At 68.5% G+C, this 21,587-nt stretch carries 16 protein-coding genes and 8 pseudogenes; 12 read left to right on the top strand and 12 right to left on the bottom strand.

Annotation, left to right across the window (positions count from 1 at the left end; genetic code table 11):
• Positions 1–210 precede the first annotated feature (210 nt).
• The 3 genes from AC07FT_RS28520 to AC07FT_RS28510 all read right to left on the bottom strand — a co-directional run bounded on the left by AC07FT_RS28520 (position 211) and on the right by AC07FT_RS28510 (position 2,383).
• Positions 211–882 carry a hypothetical protein gene (locus AC07FT_RS28520; RefSeq protein ID WP_479178767.1) on the bottom strand — a complete coding sequence of 224 codons (672 nt, stop codon included), beginning with the start codon at positions 880–882 and terminating at the stop codon, positions 211–213.
• Positions 883–1,246: 364 nt separating this feature from the next.
• Entirely contained in the window at positions 1,247–1,597 is a 351-nt protein-coding gene (locus AC07FT_RS28515) for a hypothetical protein (protein ID WP_479178765.1), read from the bottom strand.
• A 327-nt stretch (positions 1,598–1,924) separates the two neighbouring features.
• Positions 1,925–2,383 carry an Lrp/AsnC family transcriptional regulator gene (locus tag AC07FT_RS28510; protein WP_479178764.1) on the bottom strand — a complete coding sequence of 153 codons (459 nt, stop codon included), beginning with the start codon at positions 2,381–2,383 and terminating at the stop codon, positions 1,925–1,927.
• Positions 2,384–2,485: 102 nt separating this feature from the next.
• Between AC07FT_RS28510 and AC07FT_RS28505 the strand changes: the two genes are divergently transcribed.
• The gene (locus tag AC07FT_RS28505) at positions 2,486–3,457 is read left to right on the top strand and encodes an SMP-30/gluconolactonase/LRE family protein (RefSeq protein WP_479178762.1); all 972 of its coding nucleotides are present in this window, start codon (positions 2,486–2,488) and stop codon (positions 3,455–3,457) included.
• Positions 3,458–4,089: 632 nt separating this feature from the next.
• Positions 4,090–4,971 carry an N-acetyltransferase family protein gene (locus AC07FT_RS28500; RefSeq protein ID WP_479178761.1) on the top strand — a complete coding sequence of 294 codons (882 nt, stop codon included), beginning with the start codon at positions 4,090–4,092 and terminating at the stop codon, positions 4,969–4,971.
• Between the two features lie 324 nt (positions 4,972–5,295).
• Here AC07FT_RS28500 and AC07FT_RS28495 read toward each other — a convergent pair.
• Positions 5,296–5,499 (bottom strand): annotated as a pseudogene (locus tag AC07FT_RS28495) (LysR family transcriptional regulator); the annotation flags it as partial.
• Here AC07FT_RS28495 and AC07FT_RS28490 point away from each other — a divergent pair.
• A pseudogene (locus tag AC07FT_RS28490) lies at positions 5,492–5,641 on the top strand (DoxX family protein); the annotation flags it as partial. The pseudogenes AC07FT_RS28495 and AC07FT_RS28490 sit on opposite strands and share 8 nt — an antisense overlap.
• A gap of 785 nt (positions 5,642–6,426) precedes the next feature.
• Here AC07FT_RS28490 and AC07FT_RS28485 read toward each other — a convergent pair.
• Positions 6,427–6,806, bottom strand: a pseudogene (locus tag AC07FT_RS28485) (transposase); the annotation flags it as partial.
• Positions 6,807–6,894: 88 nt separating this feature from the next.
• On the bottom strand, positions 6,895–7,965 hold the full coding sequence (locus AC07FT_RS28480) for an Lrp/AsnC family transcriptional regulator (RefSeq protein ID WP_479178760.1): 1,071 nt from the start codon (positions 7,963–7,965) through the stop codon (positions 6,895–6,897).
• Between the two features lie 104 nt (positions 7,966–8,069).
• Here AC07FT_RS28480 and AC07FT_RS28475 point away from each other — a divergent pair, with 104 nt between their 5' ends.
• The 5 genes and pseudogenes from AC07FT_RS28475 to AC07FT_RS28455 form a co-directional block, all read left to right on the top strand.
• On the top strand, positions 8,070–8,459 hold the full coding sequence (locus AC07FT_RS28475) for a VOC family protein (protein WP_479178758.1): 390 nt from the start codon (positions 8,070–8,072) through the stop codon (positions 8,457–8,459).
• 49 nt (positions 8,460–8,508) lie between these two features.
• Complete coding sequence (locus AC07FT_RS28470) at positions 8,509–9,003, top strand: DoxX family protein (protein ID WP_479178756.1); 495 nt, start codon at positions 8,509–8,511, stop codon at positions 9,001–9,003.
• 541 nt (positions 9,004–9,544) lie between these two features.
• On the top strand, positions 9,545–10,771 hold the full coding sequence (locus AC07FT_RS28465; protein ID WP_479178754.1) for a Cmx/CmrA family chloramphenicol efflux MFS transporter: 1,227 nt from the start codon (positions 9,545–9,547) through the stop codon (positions 10,769–10,771).
• A gap of 357 nt (positions 10,772–11,128) precedes the next feature.
• Positions 11,129–11,731: a helix-turn-helix domain-containing protein gene (locus AC07FT_RS28460; protein WP_479178752.1), complete on the top strand. Its 603-nt coding sequence runs from the start codon at positions 11,129–11,131 to the stop codon at positions 11,729–11,731.
• 464 nt (positions 11,732–12,195) lie between these two features.
• A pseudogene (locus tag AC07FT_RS28455) lies at positions 12,196–12,291 on the top strand (site-specific integrase); the annotation flags it as partial.
• Positions 12,292–12,489: 198 nt separating this feature from the next.
• Here the strand turns inward: AC07FT_RS28455 and AC07FT_RS28450 are convergent.
• Positions 12,490–13,439 (bottom strand): annotated as a pseudogene (locus AC07FT_RS28450) (SDR family NAD(P)-dependent oxidoreductase).
• A 215-nt stretch (positions 13,440–13,654) separates the two neighbouring features.
• Here AC07FT_RS28450 and AC07FT_RS28445 point away from each other — a divergent pair.
• Positions 13,655–14,255 (top strand): annotated as a pseudogene (locus tag AC07FT_RS28445) (transposase).
• Between the two features lie 431 nt (positions 14,256–14,686).
• Here AC07FT_RS28445 and AC07FT_RS28440 read toward each other — a convergent pair.
• A pseudogene (locus AC07FT_RS28440) lies at positions 14,687–15,059 on the bottom strand (transposase); the annotation flags it as partial.
• 927 nt (positions 15,060–15,986) lie between these two features.
• On the bottom strand, positions 15,987–16,187 hold the full coding sequence (locus AC07FT_RS28435; protein WP_479178751.1) for a DUF6233 domain-containing protein: 201 nt from the start codon (positions 16,185–16,187) through the stop codon (positions 15,987–15,989).
• A 75-nt stretch (positions 16,188–16,262) separates the two neighbouring features.
• On the opposite strand from AC07FT_RS28435, the gene AC07FT_RS28430 reads away from it, so the two are divergent.
• Positions 16,263–16,652, top strand: coding sequence for a hypothetical protein (locus tag AC07FT_RS28430; protein ID WP_479178749.1), 390 nt, complete (start codon positions 16,263–16,265; stop codon positions 16,650–16,652).
• Positions 16,653–17,174: 522 nt separating this feature from the next.
• Here AC07FT_RS28430 and AC07FT_RS28425 read toward each other — a convergent pair.
• Positions 17,175–17,633 (bottom strand): PaaI family thioesterase, encoded by a 459-nt coding sequence (locus tag AC07FT_RS28425; RefSeq protein WP_479178748.1) that lies wholly within the window; start codon positions 17,631–17,633, stop codon positions 17,175–17,177.
• Between the two features lie 988 nt (positions 17,634–18,621).
• On the opposite strand from AC07FT_RS28425, the gene AC07FT_RS28420 reads away from it, so the two are divergent.
• Positions 18,622–18,906 (top strand): hypothetical protein, encoded by a 285-nt coding sequence (locus tag AC07FT_RS28420; protein WP_479178747.1) that lies wholly within the window; start codon positions 18,622–18,624, stop codon positions 18,904–18,906.
• A 647-nt stretch (positions 18,907–19,553) separates the two neighbouring features.
• Positions 19,554–20,285 (top strand): transposase family protein, encoded by a 732-nt coding sequence (locus AC07FT_RS28415; protein WP_479178746.1) that lies wholly within the window; start codon positions 19,554–19,556, stop codon positions 20,283–20,285.
• Between the two features lie 41 nt (positions 20,286–20,326).
• Here AC07FT_RS28415 and AC07FT_RS28410 read toward each other — a convergent pair.
• Both AC07FT_RS28410 and AC07FT_RS28405 read right to left on the bottom strand, forming a co-directional pair.
• Positions 20,327–20,784: pseudogene (locus AC07FT_RS28410) on the bottom strand (GNAT family N-acetyltransferase).
• 165 nt (positions 20,785–20,949) lie between these two features.
• Positions 20,950–21,587 (bottom strand): Dyp-type peroxidase (locus AC07FT_RS28405; protein ID WP_479178744.1); only part of this gene is annotated, 638 nt, incomplete at its 5' end.

The raw sequence follows: 21,587 nt of genomic DNA, 5'->3' as shown, positions 1-21,587 counted from the left end.
CCTTCAAGATCGACAATTTTGTGTCAGTGCGACGCCGCCTTCTCCGCACCGGCAGAAGATACTCCGGCGAGTCGGGATACCCGACTGCTCCGGTAGCTGACTCGCACCATCGGTCGGCTCTGCGTGAGCTCTGATGAGGTGGCCAGCTCGGCTGCTGGTGAGACGCTGGGAGTCGGTGCCGATGCGATATCTGCGGCATGGCCGGCGTCCTCACCAGGAGCATCCCGATGCTGCCCTGGCAGGAACCACAGCTGCTGAGGGCTGGGGGAGCCCCACCAGACCCCAGCCGCGGTGTGCCGCCGCCTTGACGACCTCGGCCCATTCGTGGAGGAGTGTGGTGAGTTCCTCGAAGGTGTCCGGGCGCCCCGCCCAGCCCTCGCATTCCAAGCTGAACGGCCGACGCAAGGTCTCCAGGCGGGGTTCGGCCTCCTGCCATGCGTGGACCTTGGCGGGCAGCACCTCCGGCGGGCACACGAGAAGGACCCTTGCCCGCCGGCGGTCGGTGCGGGGTGGGAAGAGGCCACCGCCGGTCAGCGCAGGATCAAGGCCTGGTTCTTCGTCCCAGATCAGGCCGTTCAGGAAGGCGTCCATCGCTCTGCTCAGGGGTGCATCGACCAGTCCCCGCATGTCAGCCCAGGCGTCACCCGCCCGGGCATGCGGCCGGTAGGCACCGGTGGTGCTGTGGAAGTGGTACTCCGCGCACCACGCCGACTCCTGAACCGGCGGCCACACCCAGCCGTTCGCCAACCCGCGCTCGATCAGGTAGTCGTCGTCGAGCTCCGGCGGCCAGATCGTATCGTCCAGTGCAGGAATCCGGTCCTCGACGGGGAGGACGCGTAGCCGCTCCCAGTCCGCCATGATCAGCTGGAGATCCAGACCCATGGCGGCAGGATAGGCGGACCCGCGAGGAGAGCCGCCGCCGACCAGTACTCCCGCGTTCATGGGAGGGGTACAGCTGCCCGGCGCGGGTCCCCGACTCACCTCTGCGTGCGCGGCGAACACCCATCGTGGAGCTCGAACAGGACCTTGAGCGCGTGCAGATCCTCTTCGGGCGGAAGGCATGTCGTCCTGCAGGCACTGCCCCCGTCGTCGCGAAGGCTTCGTGTCGTCGTCGGCGGAAATGCCCGACTGGTTCGGCGCCGGAGCTCGAGGGCCGGGACACGGAGGCCCTGATGGAAGGCGGGATCCCCGTCGACGACGATGACGAGGCAGCTGCCGGACGGCGCTCAGGCAGACAGAGGGTGTCTCACCAAATCGGCTTCCCGCACTTCTTGTTGCCCCAGTTGAGTTCGATGCATACGCGAGCGGCCAGATTCGTGCCGTTCGAGTGGAAGCCGGTCGACCGCTTGTCGTTGTCAAGTGTGTAGTAGTCGCTGAGCTGGTACCACCCGTAGCCGACCTTGTACCGCTGGAGCCACATCGTGCAAATATCGCCCCACGACTGGCCGACGCCTTGTACGTACCCATTGCGTGTGTTGCGGTTCATCCAGCCCTTGCATGACCCCTTGGTGACGCTTGAACCGCTGACGTATTTGATCGCTTGCAGATTTGCCTGCGAGGGCTGTGCGGCCAGTGCGCTGGGCGCCGCCAAACCCACCGCGAGGAGCAGGGCCGCCGTTGTGGACCCTACGCGTCGCCGTGTACTCATCTTGTCCCCCAGTGAGCGACAGGTCTGTCGAGACAGTTCGAGTCTTCAAGGGAATACCCGATTCGGCACCTGTGCGAGGTTCCTCTATCGGCCAAGTTTCGTCGCGAGGGTGTCGCGCAGAGGCGGGCAGTCCGGCCCGTGTGCCCGTGAGGGTGAGCGCGAGCCCGCCCTGAATCCGGGAGCCCGGGAGCCCGTCCGCTCCACACACCCGCCGATGCCCCGGCAGCCGCTTCCCGGCCGCCGGGGCATCGTTGCGCGGGGCCGTCCCTCGCGCGATCACCCCTGGTCGGGACCGGCGATCCGCGGGGAGACCGGCCGCTCGAAGAACGTCTCCAGCACCACCGTGGCCTGCGTCCCGCTGACCCCGTCGATCGCGTAGATCCGGCGCAGGACGTCCTGCAGCTGCTCGGTGGTCGACGTCCGCACCTTCACCAGCACCGACGCGCTCCCGGCGATGACGTGCGCCTCCACGATCTCCGGGAGTGCGGCGAAGGCCTCCGCCGAATCCCCCATCCACGCATCCGAGTTGACCATCACATAGGCCAGAACGGCCTTGCCCACCGCCACCGGGTCCACCTCGACGGTGGTGCGCCGGATCGCGCCGCGCTCCCGCAGCTTCCGCACGCGTTCATGAGCGGCCCCGGCGGAGAGACCCACCGCCTTGCCCAGCGCGGCGTAGGACTGGGTTGCGTCCTGCTGGAGGTGCGCCAGCAGGGTGCGATCGATGTGATCCACAACTCTCCATTCGGATTCGACTTGCCGTCACAGTATCCCATCCTGCAATCTCCCTTAAATGCCGAAGCAGATTCGGCACTTGCCGGAGTGAGAAGGACTCATATGACCAGCGAGCGTCCCGCCCTGTACGAGATGTTCGACGACCGGTTCCGTACCGGCCGCTGTATGAACGGCGACGACGGCCTGGAGATCCTGTACACCGGCTGCCGCTGGGCCGAGGGACCGCTCTACCTGCCCGCCTGGCGGCAGGTGATCTGGAGCGACATCCCCGACGACCGGATGCTGCGCTGGGACGAGGAGACCGGCTCCGTGAGCGTCTTCCGCCGCTCCGCCGGACACACCAACGGCAACACCCTCGACCGCCAGGGCCGACTGATCAGCTGTGAGCAGGGAAACCGCCGGGTGACCCGGACCGAGCACGACGGCACGGTCACGGTGCTGGCCGACCGCTGGCAGGGCAAGCGGCTGAACAGCCCCAACGACGCGACGGTCAAGTCCGACGGCTCCATCTGGTTCTCCGACCCGGACTTCGGCATCACCAGCGACTACGAGGGCCTCCGCGCGGAGAGTGAGATCGGCTCCAACAACGTCTACCGCATCGATTCCTCAACCGGTGAAGTGCGGCTGGTCGCCGACTGCTTCGGCGCCCCGAACGGCCTTGTCTTCTCGCACGACGAGCGGCGGCTCTTCGTCTCCGACACCCGGGCGGGCTTCATCCGGGTCTTCGACGTACGCGAGGACGAGGACGGCACCCTGTCGGACGGCGAGATCTTCGCCGAAGCCGGGGCCCGCGGGGCAGCCCGCTTCGACAACCTCCGCTTCGACGAAGGCGGACGGCTCTGGGCGGCCGCGATGGACGACGGAGTGCACTGCTACGACCCCGACGGCACGCTCATCGGACGGCTCGAGGTACCCGAGGCCGTTGCCAACATCGCCTGGGGCGGCGTCAAACGCAACCGGCTCTTCATCACCGCCCAGACCAGCCTCTACTCCGTGGTCATGGGGGTCACGGGTACGCACCCGACCGGACCCGGACACAGGCCCTGGCTGGACCCGGAGTCCCGGCGCCGGTGAGGGCAGCGCGCCCGGCCCAGCGTGTGAGGCGCAGCCGAGAAAGGCGTCCAGGCGGCCGGGGCCACGGCGAGTTGCCGGGGCTCCGCGGGATTCGCCCTCGCACTGCCGGCCCGCCCGCACCTGGCCGGCCTGCTGTCCGCTGTCACGCCCGGTTTCGGCACGGCCATGGTCCGCTCGGCCCTCATCACCTCCGTCTACGGCCACGCCCACCCCGGCCGGCCGGGCCAACGCGCCGGGCCCGTACCGCTTCCGGCGCGACTTCGGCTACGGCGCGGGCGCCCTCGTCGTCGGCGTCCGGGCCGACGCTGTTGGCCGCAACGCCACCGTCATCGCCGCAGCCGTCCTCACCACTGCAGTCGGCCTGCTCACCGCCCGCTGGATCACCAAACGCCACCACATGACCGGCCGCAGCCCTGGACGGCGCCCCGCCGGTGCCGGTCTCAGTCACGTGACCGAGCCCCGTTCTCGAATTTCGCCTTGCCGCCGGCCTGCAGGAGTAGCTAGGTTCTCCCGGGCTGTCCGAGTTCACCGGACCGGCCTCGTCGACAAGGAGGTGTGCAGCACATGCGCAGGAGTGCTCAGCAGTCGCATCCGCGTTCCAACACGTGCCACATCCTCACGACGGAGACCCCTTGTCGATTCGTATCACCCCCCTGACCGATCCCGATCGTGGTCTGTCCAGCCACCGTCTGGCCTGGCTGGCCTCCGATGCCGACGGAATTCCTGTCGGTTCGGCGTTTCTGCGTCTGTTCACCCATGCCGGGCAGGAGCACCTGGCCGAACTGAAACTCCATGTGCATCCGGTCGAGCGACGCCACGGCATCGGCTCGCGGCTCCTCGACGCGGCTGTGGCCGCTGCCCGGGAAGATCACAGGCGTTGTGTTCTCGCCCAAGCCGAGGCGGAATCCCCTGGCGCTCAGTTCCTGTCGGCCCGGGGTTTCCGCAAGGTCCTCACTTTGACGATTGCCCGGTTGCCGCTGGCCGGAGTGGACGTCACGGCTCTCCACAAGCTCATTGAGCACCCGCATCCCGGATACCGGTTGGCATCGTGGCACGGGACCGTTCCTGACGACCTCGCTCACACGTTTTCCGCAGCGCGTCGGGCCATGGATGACATGCCGATGGACGACACCGACTACGGGACGGTGACCTGGGACGTGGACCGGGTCCGAGCCGCCGCGCGGACCATCGAAGAGCGCGGCGAGCTGTTGCACACGGTCGTGGCCATCGACGAGTCGGACGGCTCGATCGTCGGGTTCACGGAACTGGTCGTCCCCGGTGACGGCAAGGGCGACGGCCAGCACTACGGAACCGGTGTTCTGCCCGAACACCGTGGACACGGCCTGGGGCGGTGGATGAAGGCCGAGTCGATCCGACAGGCCCGTGAGAGCCACCCCGAACTCGGTGGCCTGATGACCGATACCGCTGACAACAACCAGCCCATGAAGAACATCAACGACATGCTCGGCTACGAACCGACACACCGGACACTCGAGTATCAGCTCGACCTGTGAGGCAGCGGGATGGGTCCGAGGCGCGCCCCGGGCCCATCCCGACTTCGCCGTCAGGTCTCACCGGATTCCACCACAGCCTGCACAGTCGTGGTTTTGTGTTCTGAGAGTGTTCGCTGCTGTGCACCCACCCGCAGAGGTGCGTGCTGTCTCATGGAGAGTGGCATGGGGCCCTTCCGGGGTGTTGGTGGCTGGGTTTCACCGCGGTGGGGTCTGCTGGCTCTGCGCGCGAGAAGGAGCAGCAGATGTCGACCACTTCGGGAGGCAGTCCCGGGTGCCGCGGCGTTCGGATGGTTCACGAGCCGCGGCAGCATCGGTTGCCGGCGCTCAGTGGCGGTACGCGGCGGTCGCGATCTCGATGAAGGACCGGATCAACGGGTTGGTGTCACCTTCGTTCCACACCGCCACAACTCGGCTCGGCGGCATATCGGCCAGCGGTACCACGGTGAGCTCCGCGGGCAGGTCGTGTCCGAGCGGGGCCAGGCCGACCGTGCCGTTCCACAGCACGGCCTGCAGGCATTCCTCGCTGGCGCCAGCCGCGGCCATCGGCTTCGTCCTCCTGCAGGCCGGTGCGATCGCCGTGCACCTGACCGGCGAAGACCGCCGGATCGCCATCAACGTCGGGCTCACCGCCACCGCGGCCATGACCCTCTGGTTGGCAACCAGGACATGATCGAGTACAGCCCTCGACCGGTGGATGCGACGACAGGGCCGGCCGCATCACGGCCGCTGCCATCTCTCATGAACATCGAACACGCCACCATGCACGCGCCACTCGCTGAGGCATACACCTGCTGTCAAGACTCGGGCTCTGGCACGAATGGTGTGACGAGTCCACGCAGCGTTGACTGAGGCTACGAGGGGATCAGATCGGATTCCCCGGGTGCCGAGCTTTCCAGAAGCTGATTACTGCTGCTCGCTGTGTGTTGAGATCTACGACGTCTCCAGGGGGTGCCGGGGCGAAGATGTCGACTGTCTCATAGCCCTCGCTCCGCGGTTCCGAGTGGAGGACATACGCCTGCCGACCGTTGGTGAACTGTCGAAGTTGCCCGGAAGGGCGGACGTTGGGGCGGGCTCCCTGGCAGCACCGGAGGCGGCCGTCACGTTCGAGCTGTCGCCGAGCCTGGAAAGGCAGTCCAGATAGTCGGTTCCGCTGAACTCTGTTCGTGAGTCACCGTCGAGGATCGCGATCAGAGCGATGGACGGCACACTGAGGCAGATGGCGACGTGACGCACCAGGCCGGCAGAGTCGACGGTCTGAAGGCCTATCTCCTCGGTCCACTTTGGTCCAGGAACGCTGCTGCTATCGGTTGTGTCCTGCTCGGACTGGCTATTCATGCCGATCATGTTCTCTCCTGCGAGCAGACCAGGGAGGCTCTCAGCCTGCCACCAGGACGCACTTGCAGAGGAGGGCAAAGCCGGCGCGGCCGAACATCTGACGCTTGAGCATCCAAGCGTTCATCTCAGCTGGTGGCGGCGGTAGCAGATGAGGGTGCTGGCGATGCCGACGAAAGCGCGGAAGTGTTCGGCCTTGCGCTCGTACCGGCGGTGCAGTCGTCGGCAGTCTGCCAGCCAGGCCATCGTGCGCTCAACCACCCACCGACAGCGGCCCAGTCGGTCTGAGGATGCGATGCCCCGTCGAGCTTAGGCGTTTAACGTAGTAACCCTCGTCGCCGTGCGACTTGGCAGGGCGACGACCCCCGGGGGCCGCGGCTTGAGCGGATGGGTGGCATTCCGCGTGCCCAAGGCCCAAGGCCGCGGTTGTCATGGGTGTTGGCGCCAGAGATGCCCACCGAGATCGGCAGCCCGTTGCTGTCACAGAGCACGTGGATCTTCGATCAGGTGGCGAAGTTCACCGCAACCGAGCAACCACGCGCAGAGCACAGCTCGGGTTCGGTGGCTGCTCGCCACCTATCGAGCAGACCACTACGGCTTCAGAGCTGGCCGGCTGACCCGGTGGGCGGTCGGTCGCACCGGGAATCGCTGGGCGCGTTGTGCCGTCGTCGGCAGGAGGAGCGGTCCTGCTCGCTTGGCGCGACGCTGGACGAGGGCGGTCTCGATCCGTCCGATCCCGGGGAGTGCGCCCAGCTCGCCGGCCAGGAAGTCGTACAGGGAGCTGGTGTCCCGGGACTGGACCATGGCGAAGATCGATGCGCGGCCCGTGGTGACGGCGGCGAAGGCGACCGCGGGGTGTCGTGCCAGCGCCTCGGTCACTTCGTTCAGCGCGGCCGGCGCCACCTCCAGCCACATCAGCGCCTCCAGTGGGAAGCCGAAGTGGGACGGGCTGACGTCCACCTCGAAGTGCAACACTCCGGCGGCCCGCAGCCCGGCGATGCGGCGGCGCACGGTCGAGGCGGACCACCCGGTGATGGCGGCCAGCTGTGCGACCTCCGCCCGGCCGTCCAGAGCCAGTTCGCCCGCCAGCCGCGCCTCTGCCTCACCCCAGCCGGACGACTCGGCAAGGGCCTCCGCAGCATCCGGTGACTGCGGCGTGACGCCGCAGAGGGCCGCCTGCTCGGTCGCGTCCAGCGCGCTCGTCCGGCCCGCCCAGCCGCCGACCCCGGCGACCGGCCGCAGCACACAGCCCGCCTCGACATCCCGGATCCCCGGGGTCCGCAGTAGGTGGTCGAAAAGCGGTCGTCCGCTGTCCGATCCCGCGAGCGGGGTATGGACCATGCCGGTCAGCCTCGTCCCGCCGGCGAGCGGGGCGATCCACGAGGTGTCGTCCCGCTGCGCAAGAGCGGCGGTCAGCGCATCCGCGGCGTCCGGTGAGCAGTCGATGCGGACGAACCAGTCGAGCATGCCGATTCTCTGGCTGTCGACGAGCCCGACCACCCGGGCCACCAGGGCTGACCGCAGCCGGTGGTAGCGGCGTGCGACGGTGCGCTCCGGGGTGCCGAGCACGGAGGCGATCGTGCTGAACGAGGCGCGTCCGTCGATCTGGAGGGCGTGGATCAGGCGGCGGTCCAGCGTGTCGAGTATGACGGATTGCGTCACCAGATCCCCTCCGAATGTCCGATCGCGTCCATCCCTGCGACATTACAGCGCGCAAGGGAGCACCGGGCGGGACGCTGGCGGCAACCACCTTAGAGAGGCAGATCATGTTGACCGTCCTTCCCATCAGGTACGTGGCCGACGTCGAGGCGTCCCGGAACTTCTATGCCGGGCTGGGACTGGCCGTGAGGCCAGAGCCCGGCGCGGCTGTCTGGGTCAGGCTGACCGCCGACGCGGGCGCCGTCGGCGTCCATGCCGCCGCCGTCTCCCAGGGCCGGCCACCCGGCACCACCGAACTGGGCTTCGCCACGGAGGAGCCGCTGGAAGAGGTCGCCAAGCGGCTCGAACGCGACGGCTACCCGTACCAACTCGTCGAGGAGAACTTCGGCCGCAGCATCCGGGTCACCGACCCGGACGGAGTCATCGTGCAGATCCAGCACATCGACCCGGACACCGTCCGCCAGTCGGCCGCGACTGTGACCGGCGCCCCTGCCTGACCAGCAGCGACATGCATCACGACCGACGTCACGGCAGGAAGACCCAGGCATGGAACCGCTTATCACACTCGTGGCCGTCGCCGGCCTGCTGCTGCTCGCCGGGGCGCTGGGGGCCGAACGGCTCCGTCAGCCGACCGTCGCCCTGCGCGGTGGCCTGGCGGCCATGTTCACACTCACCGGGGGCGCCCATTTCATCGGGATGCGCGAGGAGATCGTCGCCATGGTGCCGTCGGCTCTGCCTGCCCCGGGCCTGCTCGTGACGTTGACCGGCATCGCCGAACTCGCCTGTGCACTGGGGCTGCTGTGGTCCCGGACCGCCCGGGGATCGGCCGCCGTGCTCAGCGCGATGCTGATCCTGATGTTCCCCGCCAACGTGTACGCCGCCCGCGACGACGTGCCCTGGTGGGACGAACTCGGCCCCCGCACGGCCACCCAGGCCGTCTTTTTCGCGGCCACCATCAGCGTGCTGGTACGCCACGGCCGGGTGGCTGTGGAGACTTCTGCCAGGCCCTCGCTCAACTCCCCGCCGCCAAGTCTGCAGTAGCCAGGTGAGCTTCGGGACCAGCCAGCAGGCGCATGACACCTGGTACCGCCGCCATCGGGCCGAGAGCGCCCCTCCATCCAGCCCAGGCAGTGGCGGCGGTGGGGCCGAGCTGATGCCTGGAGGCGATGGACGTCGTGGGCCTCCCTGAGGACGCGGAGCTCGGCTCGCGCTGCGCGAAGGGCAACTACCTGCCGTTCGGCGGGCCTTGGGGCCGTACACACCATCAAGAAGCGAGGGCTGGGGCGAGGCCGTTCCCGGTGACGACTGACCCGGCGGGGCCGAGCCAACCGGCCCCGCCGGATCCTGCACGCGCGTCCCGGTATCGGCAACAGATGTTGTCCGTCGGCCACGCTCGGTTCCAGCATGGGGGCCAGCAGTGATCACCGCGACCAAGCGGATCGTCCCAGGCGTCCGGGTGGCGCCGTGCAGTGCGCGCCAGGCAGACCGGCGCGCACCCGCCCTGGTCCGCCCGCCCCGAACCATCCCCTGAGGAGTCAGCCCCCATGCGTTCGACCACTTTCCGTTTGTTCGGCGGCGGCCGATGAGCGCCCAGGCCGAAACCCACGAGGTAGCCACCCGCAAGGCCGCTGACCGGCTGCCGTTCGCGGTGTACCTGCTCGCGTTCAGCCTGTTCGCGATGGGCAGCGCCGAGTTCCTGCTCGCCGGTGTCCTCCCCGACATCGCCGACGACCTGCACATCTCGCTCTCCTCCGCCGGTGCTCTGATCTCGGCGTTTGCCATCGGCGTCGTCATCGGCGGCCCGCCACTGGCGGTCCTGACATTGCGCTGGCCACGGCGCACCACTCTGGTGGTCTCGCAGATCGTGTTCGCCGTCTGCGTTGCGATCGGCCTGGTGACCGACAACTTCAGCGTCCTGCTCGGCACCCGCCTTCTGTGCGGTCTCGCCTATGCCGGATTCTGGGCGGTCGCTGCGGTCACCGCGATCGGACTCGTCACCCCCGACCGCACCGCACGGGCTTCTGGTGTGGTGGTCAGCGGACTGAGCATCGCCATGGTCGGCGGAGGTCCGGCCGGCGCGTTCCTCAGCCACTTCACCGGCTGGCAGGGCGGGTTCTGGGCGGTGGTCGCTCTCACCGTCCTCGGCGCGGTGGCAACGGCCGTCCTCATTCCCGCAACCCGGGCGGCCCGGGAACCCAGCGTGAGCCGCGAGCTGCGCACGATGCGACAGCCACAGCTGTGGGTGGTGTACGCCGCGACGCTGCTGAGCACCGCCGCGTACATGATCTCGTACAACTACCTGGCGGCATTCCTCACGGACATCACCGGAGTCGACTCCGTGTGGGTGCCGCCGATCCTCGTCCTGTTCGGCATCGGCGCCTTCATCGGCCTGTCCATCGGCGGCCGGATCGCCGACGGGCGTCCCCACCACGCACTCCTCACCGGAGCCGGCGGCATCCTCGTCACGTCGGTGCTGCTCGCGGTCCTCGCCGACTACGCGATCGCCGTCATCGTCCTGGTGCTGCTCCTGGGCGTCGCCGGATTCGTGCTCAACCCGGCCGTCTACGGACGAGTGTTCACCGTGGCGGCCGACGCGCCGACGCTCGCCGGAGCCACCGCCGTCTCCATGTTCCAGCTCGGCATCAGCCTGGTCCCGGTCCTCGCGGGCGTCGCCCTCGGCGCCGGTGCCGGACTGACCTACATCCCCTGGCTGGGCGCCTGCCTGGCCGTACTCACCATCCCAGTCGTCCTGATCGAGCGGACGATGGCCCGCAGTCGGGCGCGGAGCCCGCGGACGAGCGAGAACTGACCTCGCCCGTCCGCTCCAGGGCCCGCGTCCCCCGTACCCATCCATCGACGGGGCGACCACGACCGGGACTGCCGGGCCGACCTCCGCGCCAGCAGCCACCTGGGAGGAGCTGGTCCAGGACCTACCGGAGCAGCCGAGGCCGGGGAGGCCGCCGATGCGAGAGAACGTTTCCCGTATCAGCTCGGCAAGGTCGTCGGCGGTGGCCCCGTCATCAACGGCGCCATCGCCGTGCGCGGCCGGTGCCTCGGCGCCTCTGATCTGTCCCGCGCGCGGCCGACCGTGCCGGGGCGGACCACGCGTGTTCCGAAAACAGCATCAGCGGTTGCTACTTCGGGAACAGATCAGTCTAATGACGGCGTGGAACAGTCACCGAGGATCTCCCAGGCCCTGTCCGCTGTCGGTGCCCGGCTCAAACGGGTGCGCACCGTTCGTGGTGTCACTCTCGCCGCGCTGGCAGAGGCCACCGGCATCTCCAAGAGCACACTGTCGCGTCTGGAAACGGGACAGCGCCGCCCCAGCCTCGAACTGCTGTTGCCCATCGCCGAGGCCCACCAGGTGCCCCTGGACGAATTGGTCGGCGCCCCGGAGGTGGGCGATCCGCGAGTCCGGCTCAAGTCGCACGCGGTGAACGGCAACACCGTGCTGCCGCTGACCCGGCAGCCCGGACCGCTGCAGAGCTACAAGATGATCCTCCCGGCGGACCGCTCCACCCCTGAGCTGTGCACCCACGAGGGCTACGAGTGGCTGTATGTGCTTTCCGGACGGCTGCGGCTCGTCCTGGCGGAACACGATCTGGTCCTGGACCCCGGTGAGGTGGCCGAGTTCGAGACCCGGCTGCCGCACTGGTTCGGCAGCACGGGGGAGGGGCCGGTGGAGGTCCTCAGCGTCTTCGGCCGCCAGGGCGAGCGGATGCACGTACGCGCCCGCCCGACACGCCGAACCCCCGCCTCCGGTACGTGAGTCCGGGGGCGCCGTCGATCTCGGCAACCCGGACGGGGAGCCGCATCTGGCGTGAACACCTTGGGTGATCGATCACGATGCGTCCACCGCCCCCCCCTTACGGCAAAAGGATCTGCCCGTAGCGGCGCCATGCGTTGGCGTCGGCGCCTAGCCGCCCGCGCAGGATCGGGGGGAGGGGAGGCAGGTGGGTGGCGCAGCCTTCGATGCCGAGCGGGTGGCAGCCGACGGCATCGTGCCTGAAGGGACCACGGTTCAGGTGGGAGGCCCCGTCTGGGCTCCTGCCGTGGACCGTCGCGAAGGTGCTGAGGCTGCCCGAGGACCGCACGACGCGGTACGAGCCGCTGGGGGAGTCCCTGGTGGCCCTCGCCGAAACCAGTCCCACATCCATACACCGTTCGGTGTCGACAGTGACCCTGGTGGACTCACCCTGCAGTAACACACAGCGCGGCACCTGCCCCAGGCGCAAAGGCCGCACCCGCGGTCCGGTGTTCGTCAGCCGCCGACGACCCGGCGGCCAGGCCCGCGCTCTCCACGATCGGCACACCGCCAGGGGAAGCGGGTGACCAGAGCGATCGCGCAAGGCCCTGTGCCCGTTCGCCGTCCCGCCAACGAGCAGGCGATGGCCCTCGTCGGTCGGCACGAATCCTGGCGCGCTCCCCGGTTCCCCGACGCTCTGTGCCGAGGCCAGGAGTGTGCTCGAGCGCTCGCATTCGGGCCAACCTGGGCACGTTTGTTCGCCAGCATGCAACTGCTTGGGGCTATCCGGGGATGGCACCAGGACCGACGCCGGTCAGGTCACGGCTTACGTCCCACAACCGCGCCGCAACGGCGGTGTCGGCAAGGTGGTTCCACACCGGTTCAGGTCGGGGCTCGCCGCGCAGGCCGAAGACGCGCGGTCCCCACACTTGGCCCCCGAGTACGGCCGGATCGAGTACCGCCCGGACTGCGGGCCAGGCGCCGGCGTGCTTGCCCTGGAGGAGGAGTGCTGCAGGTGCCGCGCTCAGCCGTGCGCGGGTTGCCCGTACATGGATCGGCGGCCGTGAGGGGGTGAGGGAGTCCAGGGCGCCGCCGGGATGGACCACCACGCTCGCCACTGTGCTGCCGACAGCGCGCAGGCGGCGGGCGAGTTCGATGCCGAAGTGCATCTGTGCCAGCTTGGAGCGTCCGTAGGTGCGCTTGGGCTGGTAGCCCTTCCGGGACTGCAGGTCGTCCAGGTCGAGCCGCTCGGACTTCGCCGCGAAGCTGCCCACGGTCACGACGCGGGCCGCGGGCGCGGCCGACAGCAGCGGCATCAGCCACGAGGTCAACGCGAAGTGCCCAAGGTGGTTCGTGCCGAACATCAGCTCGTGACCGTCCCTGGTTTCTCTGCGTGGCGGGTCGTCGAGCGCGATGCCGGCGTTGTGGACCACCGCGTCAGGCACTCCACCCCCAGTGACTCCACCACTGACTCCAGCGACGAGAGGTCGGCGAGGTCCAGCCGAACGGCGCGCACCCGCGCACCGGCGACACGTGCACGTATCGAAGCGGTGGCGTCCTCGGCCTTCGCGGGATTCCGGCTGCCGAGTACGACGGTTGCTCCGGTCGCCGACAACTGCTCCGCGACGAAGCAGCCGATGCCGGCGTTGCCGCCGGTGACCAGGAAGACGCGGCCATCGGCACGCGGCAGCCGGTGGACACTCCAAGGCGGGGTGGGGGATGCGGACGACACGGTGACGGGAACTCCTTTGCCTGCGCCCAAGGTTGCTGCTTCATGCGGGCAATCCGACATCCACCGTTCCAACCGCTACCGACACAGCGCCTATCGATCGCCGGCAGTCCCGCCAGACGGCCGACATCCCACCGACATGGTGCTGGCCTTATGGTTCGCTGCCGCCGGTACTGGTCGGGTTCTGCTTGACCTACGATGACGCGGTGAAGTTCGTGATGGTGCCGGGTGGCTGGCAAGGCGGATGGGCGTTCGACTCGGTGGCCGCCGAGCTGCGCCGCGAGGGCCTGGTCGCCGAGGGGGTGGTCGACGACATCAGCCATGAGGGCCTTCGGGTCCTGCTCCGCGAGGAGGGCGTGTCGTTTCAACGGATAAAGACCTGGAAGACCTCCCGCGACCCCGACTCCTCGGCCAAGAAGGCCCGCGTCGAGCACCTCCTCGCGAACGCCGACAGCGAGGTCATCCCCGGGGAAGGCGAGCCCAATGTCATCCTCTGCCTGGACGAGTTCGGCCCGCTCAATTTCCAGCCCCGCCCCGGCCGACAGTGGACCGAGCGTGGCGGGCGGCACAAAGGACACCCGGGTCGGCGACTGGGCCGCGGCCAACACTGTCGAGTTCGCCTACACGCCGACCAACAGTTCGTGGCTGAACCGCATCGAGGCCCAGTTCACCGCCCTGCGCTACTTCGCGCTGGACGGCACCGACCGTGCCAGCCACAAGGAGCAGGGCAGCATGATCCGTCGCTACATCATCTGGCGGAACAAGCACGCCGCCGACGAACGGCTCCGCAAGGCCGTGAACAGGGCGAACGTTGCCTGATGCGACACTATTTGCGGTCTGGAACTTGAAGGCGACCGCGTCGATCGCCTCCCGGTGATCACGCCGACGTCCACCCCGCTTCGGCGTCCGGTCGGAAGCGGTGGCGCAATTCGCGCCTACTACACATCGGTTGACGCACACCCGGACTAACGACCGGCTGATCCAAACGAAGCTGCTATTCGCGGCCACTGGTGGTCCGCGAGCTCCGTCGCCGGTTCCTCTTCTCGGCACGACGCACCAGCTCGCTCACAGCGAGCGTCACGCTCGCCACACCGCGGACCCAACGGGGCCCGCCTCGCCCCGCCCACACCACACATGCACACCCGCCGATGGCGAGCACCAAGACGCCGAGCAGCACCAGATTGATCATGATCTCCACCCCTGTGTTCGTTTGTACGGTCCTGCCGATTGTCTCAAGCCCAGGGATGGGCATCGGGACGTGCCAGATACCCGGAATGCTGACGCTGGACGCTGGCCGAAGCGGTTCCCTTCGTGATGAAGCCGGTGTCATCGACGACCGACACACCGTCTGGGCAACCAAGGTGCTCTGCGACGTAGTGCTGCACGTCATCGCGGACCGCGTCGGCGTCCCAGGGCGCACCGTTCAGGAAATACTGGAAACCGGTGGGCCCCACGGTGACCTGCGTACTCGGCGAGCTGCCAGCCGTTCTTTCGCGCCACCGGCGCCGGCAGTCCCCGCACGTAGTCACGCATCCGCCACCGCAGATCCACCCGTGAGAACCGGCCCGCCATCCCCGCGGACACCGACTCCAACTCAGCCGCCCACACGCCGGCCTCATCCATCCCCACCATGTGCTGGACAACGAAACCGACCAGCTCAGGCCACGATTTCTGACTGGAGTACCAGGCGAGTAACTCGCCCTGCACGACCACCGTCTGTTGGAAGGGCAACACCTTTGCTTCATCTGTGGAGGTCGTCTTCGCCATGACTGCCCGTCTACCCGGCTATTTGCGGTTGGTCGGCGGAGGCGACCATGTCCTTGGGGTCTTTGCCGGGGGCGAGGAAGATCGGGATGATGATCCGCGCCGTTTTCACGCTGTGAGGCGTGTTCGGAGGGCGGCGGTCTCACGTGGCTGGGCCGCGCCGAGGAAGCCGAGGCTGAAGCCCGCCGGGCGTACACGGTCGGACAGAACCGCCGCTGGTACCAGCACAGCCCGACTGGCACGGACGCCGTTGCCGCCGCGACGCAAGCTGCCGACGCTGGGCAGCGCGCTGCCGAGCATCTGGTGATGATGCGGCTGGAGCAGTTGCGCGAGCAGATGGAGGCTGTCGCGGTGGCCCTGGGCGGAACGGCTGCCCGAGCTCGCCGTGCGCCCGCTGGTCAGTGATGTCCCGGGGCGGTGATCGCGTGAGCGGCGAGCACTTGGCCTGCCAGCACTTGCGAGTTCGTGACCGGCTCATCTCCGCTTGCGCGGAGACCACTGCTGGGCGTCCCGTCCAGTGGGCGACAAGTTCGGCTCACCTCCGCTTGGGTGGAGGTGAGCTGTGGTCCTCATATTCTCTTCGGGGTATTAAGAAGTGCTCTCTGCGCAGGCGGTAGTGGGCGTCAGCCGGGTGATCCGGGCATGGCCGCGGCCGCGGTGCTGCGCATCGCGTACGCCCGAGCCATCCCCGACCTCTGTCCCTGGTGGCCACGTGGACCGCAGCTCCCTCGAGCGCGAGGCCGACGATAGATACGAGCATCACCGGGGCACCGCCGAAGGAGAGGGTCAGCGTCTCAGCGCTCGGTCGAGTCGGCAGGTATCGCAGATCGCGGCCTTCCGGTTGGCGCAGGGTTCGGCTGCCTGCTGGGTGGTGATGCGTGGGTGGCTGTCCCGGGCCTGCCAGCAGTTGCGACGGTGCAGGCGGCGGGAGGGGGAGTCCTCGCTGTACTGGTGGATTTTCTGCAGTACCCGCTGGCGGCCTGCCACCGCTCCCTCCGTCGGCAGGGTCGAGTAGTCCTCACCCGGGATGGGCGTGATTTGTTCGGCCTGGACGACCAGATTGTGCAGGCGGTCGTTGACGACTACGCCCGCTCCGTCGGGCGCGGCCGGGTGATGACCGCCGACCTGCGCGCCCTGTGCCCGCGCGAGACCGAGGACCGGGCCGTGCTGCGCCCGCTGACCCGCAACCGGTCCGTGGCACCGTACGAGCGGGCCCGCCTCGCAGCCGGTGCCCTGGCCGCCCGGTTCGTGCCGTGCGGCATGCGGGGGTTCTCGCCCCGGCCGTACGCCGTCTCCGTGACAGTCGCTTCGAGGTCGCACCCGCGGCCGTTCCGCTCCGGTCTGGAGGACGGCCGCCTCCTGGAGCCGGAGACCGGTGTCGACACGGTGGAGCAGACCCGCCGGACCTTTGAAGCCGCCGTGAAGTTGGCCGCCAAGCTCCAGGACGGCTAGCGGGAGCGCGCCGTCGCCCGTGGCCCCTGGCCGCAGCACGTCCCGGTGACGGCCCAGCCGTATGCCCGGCCGTCGCGCACCCAGCGGCCCGGCACCCAGCACACGCCGGGCCGGACCACAGGAGGAGTCGTGTGTGTGCCCCGGGAGAACGCCCCAACCTCGCCCACGCGCCCAGGCGCTCACGCGGGCCGCGAGAGGGTGGCCGCCGTGCTCGATGAGGCCCAGGAGCCCGAGTCTGATGAGTGCCTGGGGCGGCAGCCGGTGCGGAAGCGGTCCCGGGAGCTGAAGGCGAAGGTGGCAGAGTGAGAGGAGCTGTGCAGGCAGTGGCGGCGGTTCCAGGACGCGGACGGTGTCGATTCGCCGCCGGGTGGTCGCGTCGGTCCCGGTCCCGGGAGAACTGGATCGGCATTGCCGCCGCGCGCCGGGATGCCCGCGTCTTGTCCCGGGGGCGGTAGTCCACCGCCTGGCTGTGGTGACGATGGCGGGTATCGTGCGCGGAGTGGTGGTATCGGCGGCTGTGGGTCACTGTGTGGGCTGGTTCACGCGGATGAGTGTCTGCTGGCCGTTGGCGACGAGTTTCCTCTGACCGCCGTTCTGGAGGCCGAATACCTCCAGTCGGCAGACGGTCAGGGTGCGGCCGGATTTCAGGACGGTTCCGATTGCCTCGAGGTGCTCACCGAGGGCGGGGGTGAGGAGGTTGATCTTGTACTCGACTGTGAGGACGTCGGTGTCCTCGGGGAACAGGGTGTGGCCGGCGTAGCCGCCGGCGGTGTCCGCGATGGCGCTGGTGGCGCCGGCGTGGAAGTAGCCGTGCTGCTGGGTGACTTCGGGGCGGGCTGGGAGCACGATGTGCACACAGCCGGGTCCGATGTGGGTTATGCGTGCACCGAGGTGCGCCATCAGCCCCTGCCGGTCGAAGCTGGCCTGGATCCGCTTCTGCACCGCAGGGCTTGCCTGTTCCTGCTGGGCCTGGTCTTCCACTTGCTCTCCTTCGTACGGACGGGGCGGGGCGGGAAGGCCGCCGGTGACGATCATCACGGCGGGATCGGGATGACGCCAGAGTGATGTGCATACCGCCCTGGGCCAGGGCATTGAGGACTTCGGCGAACAGGTCGTACGGCTGGCTGTCCCATTCCAGGGTGCGGGGCGCCGCGATCGCGTGCGGTCGCGGTGTCCCGCCAGAGCAGAGTGGCGGGGGCGGTGTAGCAGAAGGCGCCGCGCAGGCAGCCGTCGACGGGTGCCAGGCAGTCGCTGAAATCCTGCCTGAGTCCGCGCCGGTGGCCCACACAGCGGGACGATGACCGAGCTGGCCAGCAGGCCGGAGAATCAGAGCACACCGTGCCCGCACTCCACCGACCCGCCCCTTCCCACCGACCCGCCCGTCCGCGGTGGAGCTCCCCCTTCGCGGCTCGCCCCGACCGCGCGCACCGCGTCGGCTGCTGAGCAAGCCCCGGTGAGTACCGGACAGGGGACGGATCTGAGAGCCCACACCCTCAGCCGCCCGGAACATCTGCTGCGCCTGCTCCAGAGCCGTGCCGTACGTCTTGGCCCGCGCCCCACTGCTCGCTCTACCCGGCCGGCTGGAACGACTGGCCCGCAGCCTCTCCCATGCCTCAAGAGGTCGATCGGCATGCACATGGCGGGACGCTGTCCAACTGCTGATGACCTCGGAGGGTCTTCCCGGCGGGCAGCCGGATCGAGGTGTCCGACCGCGGCCCGTCGGCTGGCCGTGTGGACCCGCGAGTGCAGCGCACGCGCTCGGCTGTGCAACACCGGCTCTGCATCACGCCAGTGTGTTGCATCCCTGACCTGGGCAAACACAGGCCAACGGTCGGTCTGGACCCGCGCTGCAGTCCGTGTTGCACCGCCGTCCGGTGCCGGAAGGCCCGACGAAGGCCCCCCGGGGGGGTCACGACGTCCCGGGGCCTCCACTTCGCTGACCTCCCCGCTCAGCGACGGGCGAGGCGGCGTGTCACGCCCATGCCATGCCGGGATCTCGTACCGCGCCGACCAGAACAGCGAGCAGACCCTCCCGCACCGTGCCGACGTCACCGTGACCCAGTCCAGCGGCAAGGTCACCCACCGCGAACTCGTCTTGGACGACGGCGCCGGCGGCCAGACCCGCACCTTCCGCTTCGACGACGTCACCAAGGTCCGTTTCACCGTCGAGTCCGCCTACCGCACCTCCGCGACCAAGCAAGTCGCCTTAGCCGAGATCGAGTTTTTCGGCCCGTCGCACTCCGGCGACAACTGATCCCTGCCGCCTCCCGAAGCGCACCCGGGATGCCTCCGGTTGTGTGGAGGCGGTTCGTGTATTGGCGCCCTTTCGTGATCCGTATTCCGCGGGGCGGTGCACTCACTGCGGTCCGGACCGGAGCTTCCAGGTGATCGCCTTGGTCATCTGCCGGTGTTCATGCCGCCGTCGACCCTGCCTTGGTGTCCGGTCAGGCAACAACTGCTCTGTCCGCGCCCGCTGTGTGTCAGTCAACGACATGGGCGGACCGGCGATCCGGTGATCGGAAGGGAACGTCCTGGATGTGCTGTCCGATGGTGTTGTCGGCGGCCCGGGTTGTCCTCAGCTCTGGAGGGTTCGCGGCGTGGAAATTGCAGGCTTCGGGCTGGGGTGGGTGAAGAGGTCCCCTGAAAGAGTGGTACTGGTGGGAGGGTGTGGGAGGGTGTTTCACAGGGGTCGGTATTTTCTGGTCATTGTTGATCAGGATTGGTGGTTTCGTGGCGGCCCTTAGCTGTTTGCTGGGTGTGGATCGACCGTTGCGGGTGTCTGGTTCCGGGGGTCTCGGGAGTTCCCGCTTCCGTTTTCACGATGGTCAGTTCGTGTTGTTGTCTGTGTGGTGGCGCTAAGGGTTGTCCCGTTGGTGATCTTGCCGTGTGATGATCTTGGTCGTGTCTGGTGTGATCACGGCGTCGGAGCCGTCTTGGATAGCCCTGCTCACCGGGCTGAGTTCTCGCGCCTTCGGGAAGCTGGTGACCCAGCTGCGCTGTGAAGGCGTCGACGCCCCGGGTAAGGGGCGACCGTGGAAGCTGGCCCTGGAAGACTGCGTGCTGCTGGTGGCCGCCTACTGGCGAATGAACCTCACGCTACGCCAACTCGCCTCGCTGTTCGGGGTGTCGAAGTCGACGGCCGACCGTGTCATCGATGACCTCGGCCCCGAACTCGCCCTGCATCCGCGCAAGCGGTTTGCGAAGGACTCGGTGCTGATCGTGGACGGAACCCTGGTGCCTACCCGCGACCGCAACGTCGCCGAGCAGTCCAAGAACTATCGGTACTCCACGAACCACCAGGTGGTCATCGACGCGGATACCCGCCTGGTGGTCGTGGTGGGCCGGCCGCTGCAGGGCAACCGCAACGACTGTCGCGCCTGGAGCGAGTCCGGTGCCAAGGCCGCGGTCGGCAAGACCACCACGATCGCCGACGGCGGCTATCCGGGCATCGGACTGGTGATGCCTCACCGCCGCCGCCCCGGCGAAGAACTCACCGACTGGCAACAGGCCCACAAGCAGGTCCCACAAGCAGGTCCGTGCGCGCGTCGAGCACGTCTTTGCCCGCATGAAGACCTGGAAGATCCTTCGCGGCTGTCGGTTGAAAGGAGACGGAGTCCACCACGCGATGCTTGAGATCGCCCGCCTGCGCAATCTTGCCTTCGCCGGATAGCAGCTCAAGCATCACCCTGGACGCGGGCATGGAGGTGCGTGTCGTGCCAGCCGTCCGGTTGCGGATGCGCGCCTCGTCGGGTGCCCTCCAGTGCGAAGCCGGACTTGATGGTCACCCGGCAGGAGGCTTCGTTACCGGCGGAGTGCGCGAGTTCGAGACGGTGGAAACCTGCTTCGTCCAACGCCCAGGTGGCCGAAGCGGTCAGGGCACGCGGGGCGAGACCGATTCCGCGTGCGTTGGGAAGGACCCAGTACGCACACTCGGCAAGGCCGTGGACAAGGTCCATCCGGCGAAGGGCCATCCGCCCGGGACCTTGCTGCCGTCGGCCCGTGTGATTGCCCGCTGAGGGGCCTGCTCTTGCTGTCAGGACTGGTGGGAGGCGGCGGTCCACGCCTGGGCTTCCTCACCGGACAAGGAAAGGCGAGCCAGCTTATGATCATGCTCCTGAAGCGGGTGTTGCAGGTGCGAATCCTGCCGGGGGCAGCAGCCGAAACGCCCCGGACCGATCGTGGTCAGGGGCGATTGGCATCCATTTCTGACATCGGGGAGCCGACTCCCGGTTCTCTCCTGGTCTGAGCTGCTGCCGGTCAGCCGTCTGATCAGGCCGAAGCAGCGGGCACGGGGTGATCAGCCGAAGAGCTGGGAACCGAGTGGGTGTTGCCGGTCGAAGCCGGGGAGGATCAGGAATGTCGCGCTGGCGGTTGTGGTGGTGAATTGCAGCAGTGCGTCGGAGGTGTCCATGTGGGTGAGGGTGGCGGTGAAGGTCCGCAGGGCGTTCTGGAAGCTGATGAAGAGCAGGCCGGGGGCGGGGTCGTCGGTGCTGTAGGAGCGGCGGAGCATGAGGCCGGCGCCGACCACGGTGGGGTTCGCCCTGCGTACGTGGGCGTCCGCGGGCACGAGGTAGCGTCCGTCCGGTGTCTTGGCGCCGAGTTGCGGGCCCGAGGCGACGGGGCCGCCGGAGAGGGGGACGCCGCTGGCCCGGCGCCGCCCGAAGACCGCTTCCTGTTCGGCTACGGACAGGGCGGCGAACCGGGGCAGGTCGAGTTCGATGCGCCGCAGTACGGCAAGGGTGCCGCCGGCGACCGCGGGGGGCCCGGCCAGCCACAGGTCGCGTTGTTGTTCGGCGGTGGTGTGCGGGCCCACGATGCCGTCGATGAAACCGAGCGGGTTTCGTGGCGCGGTGTGGCCGTTGCCGATGGGCACGTTCGCACCGCGGCGTGCGGACTGTCGCCAGCGTTCGTGGATACGGTCACCGGCCTGGTCCA

The sequence above is a fragment of the Streptomyces sp. NPDC045899 genome (assembly GCF_056431485.1).
The sequence above is the reverse complement of the archived record's forward strand: the minus strand, read 5'-3'. Positions and strand labels throughout refer to the sequence as shown.

Bases quoted from the DNA above. Each gene is read 5' to 3' on its own strand.
- AC07FT_RS28520 (WP_479178767.1), bottom strand. From the start codon at position 882: ATGGGTCTGGATCTCCAGCTGATCATGGCGGACTGGGAGCGGCTACGC.
- AC07FT_RS28505 (WP_479178762.1), top strand. From the start codon at position 2,486: ATGACCAGCGAGCGTCCCGCCCTGTACGAGATGTTCGACGACCGGTTC.
- AC07FT_RS28475 (WP_479178758.1), top strand. From the start codon at position 8,070: ATGTTGACCGTCCTTCCCATCAGGTACGTGGCCGACGTCGAGGCGTCC.
- AC07FT_RS28470 (WP_479178756.1), top strand. From the start codon at position 8,509: ATGGAACCGCTTATCACACTCGTGGCCGTCGCCGGCCTGCTGCTGCTC.
- AC07FT_RS28465 (WP_479178754.1), top strand. From the start codon at position 9,545: ATGAGCGCCCAGGCCGAAACCCACGAGGTAGCCACCCGCAAGGCCGCT.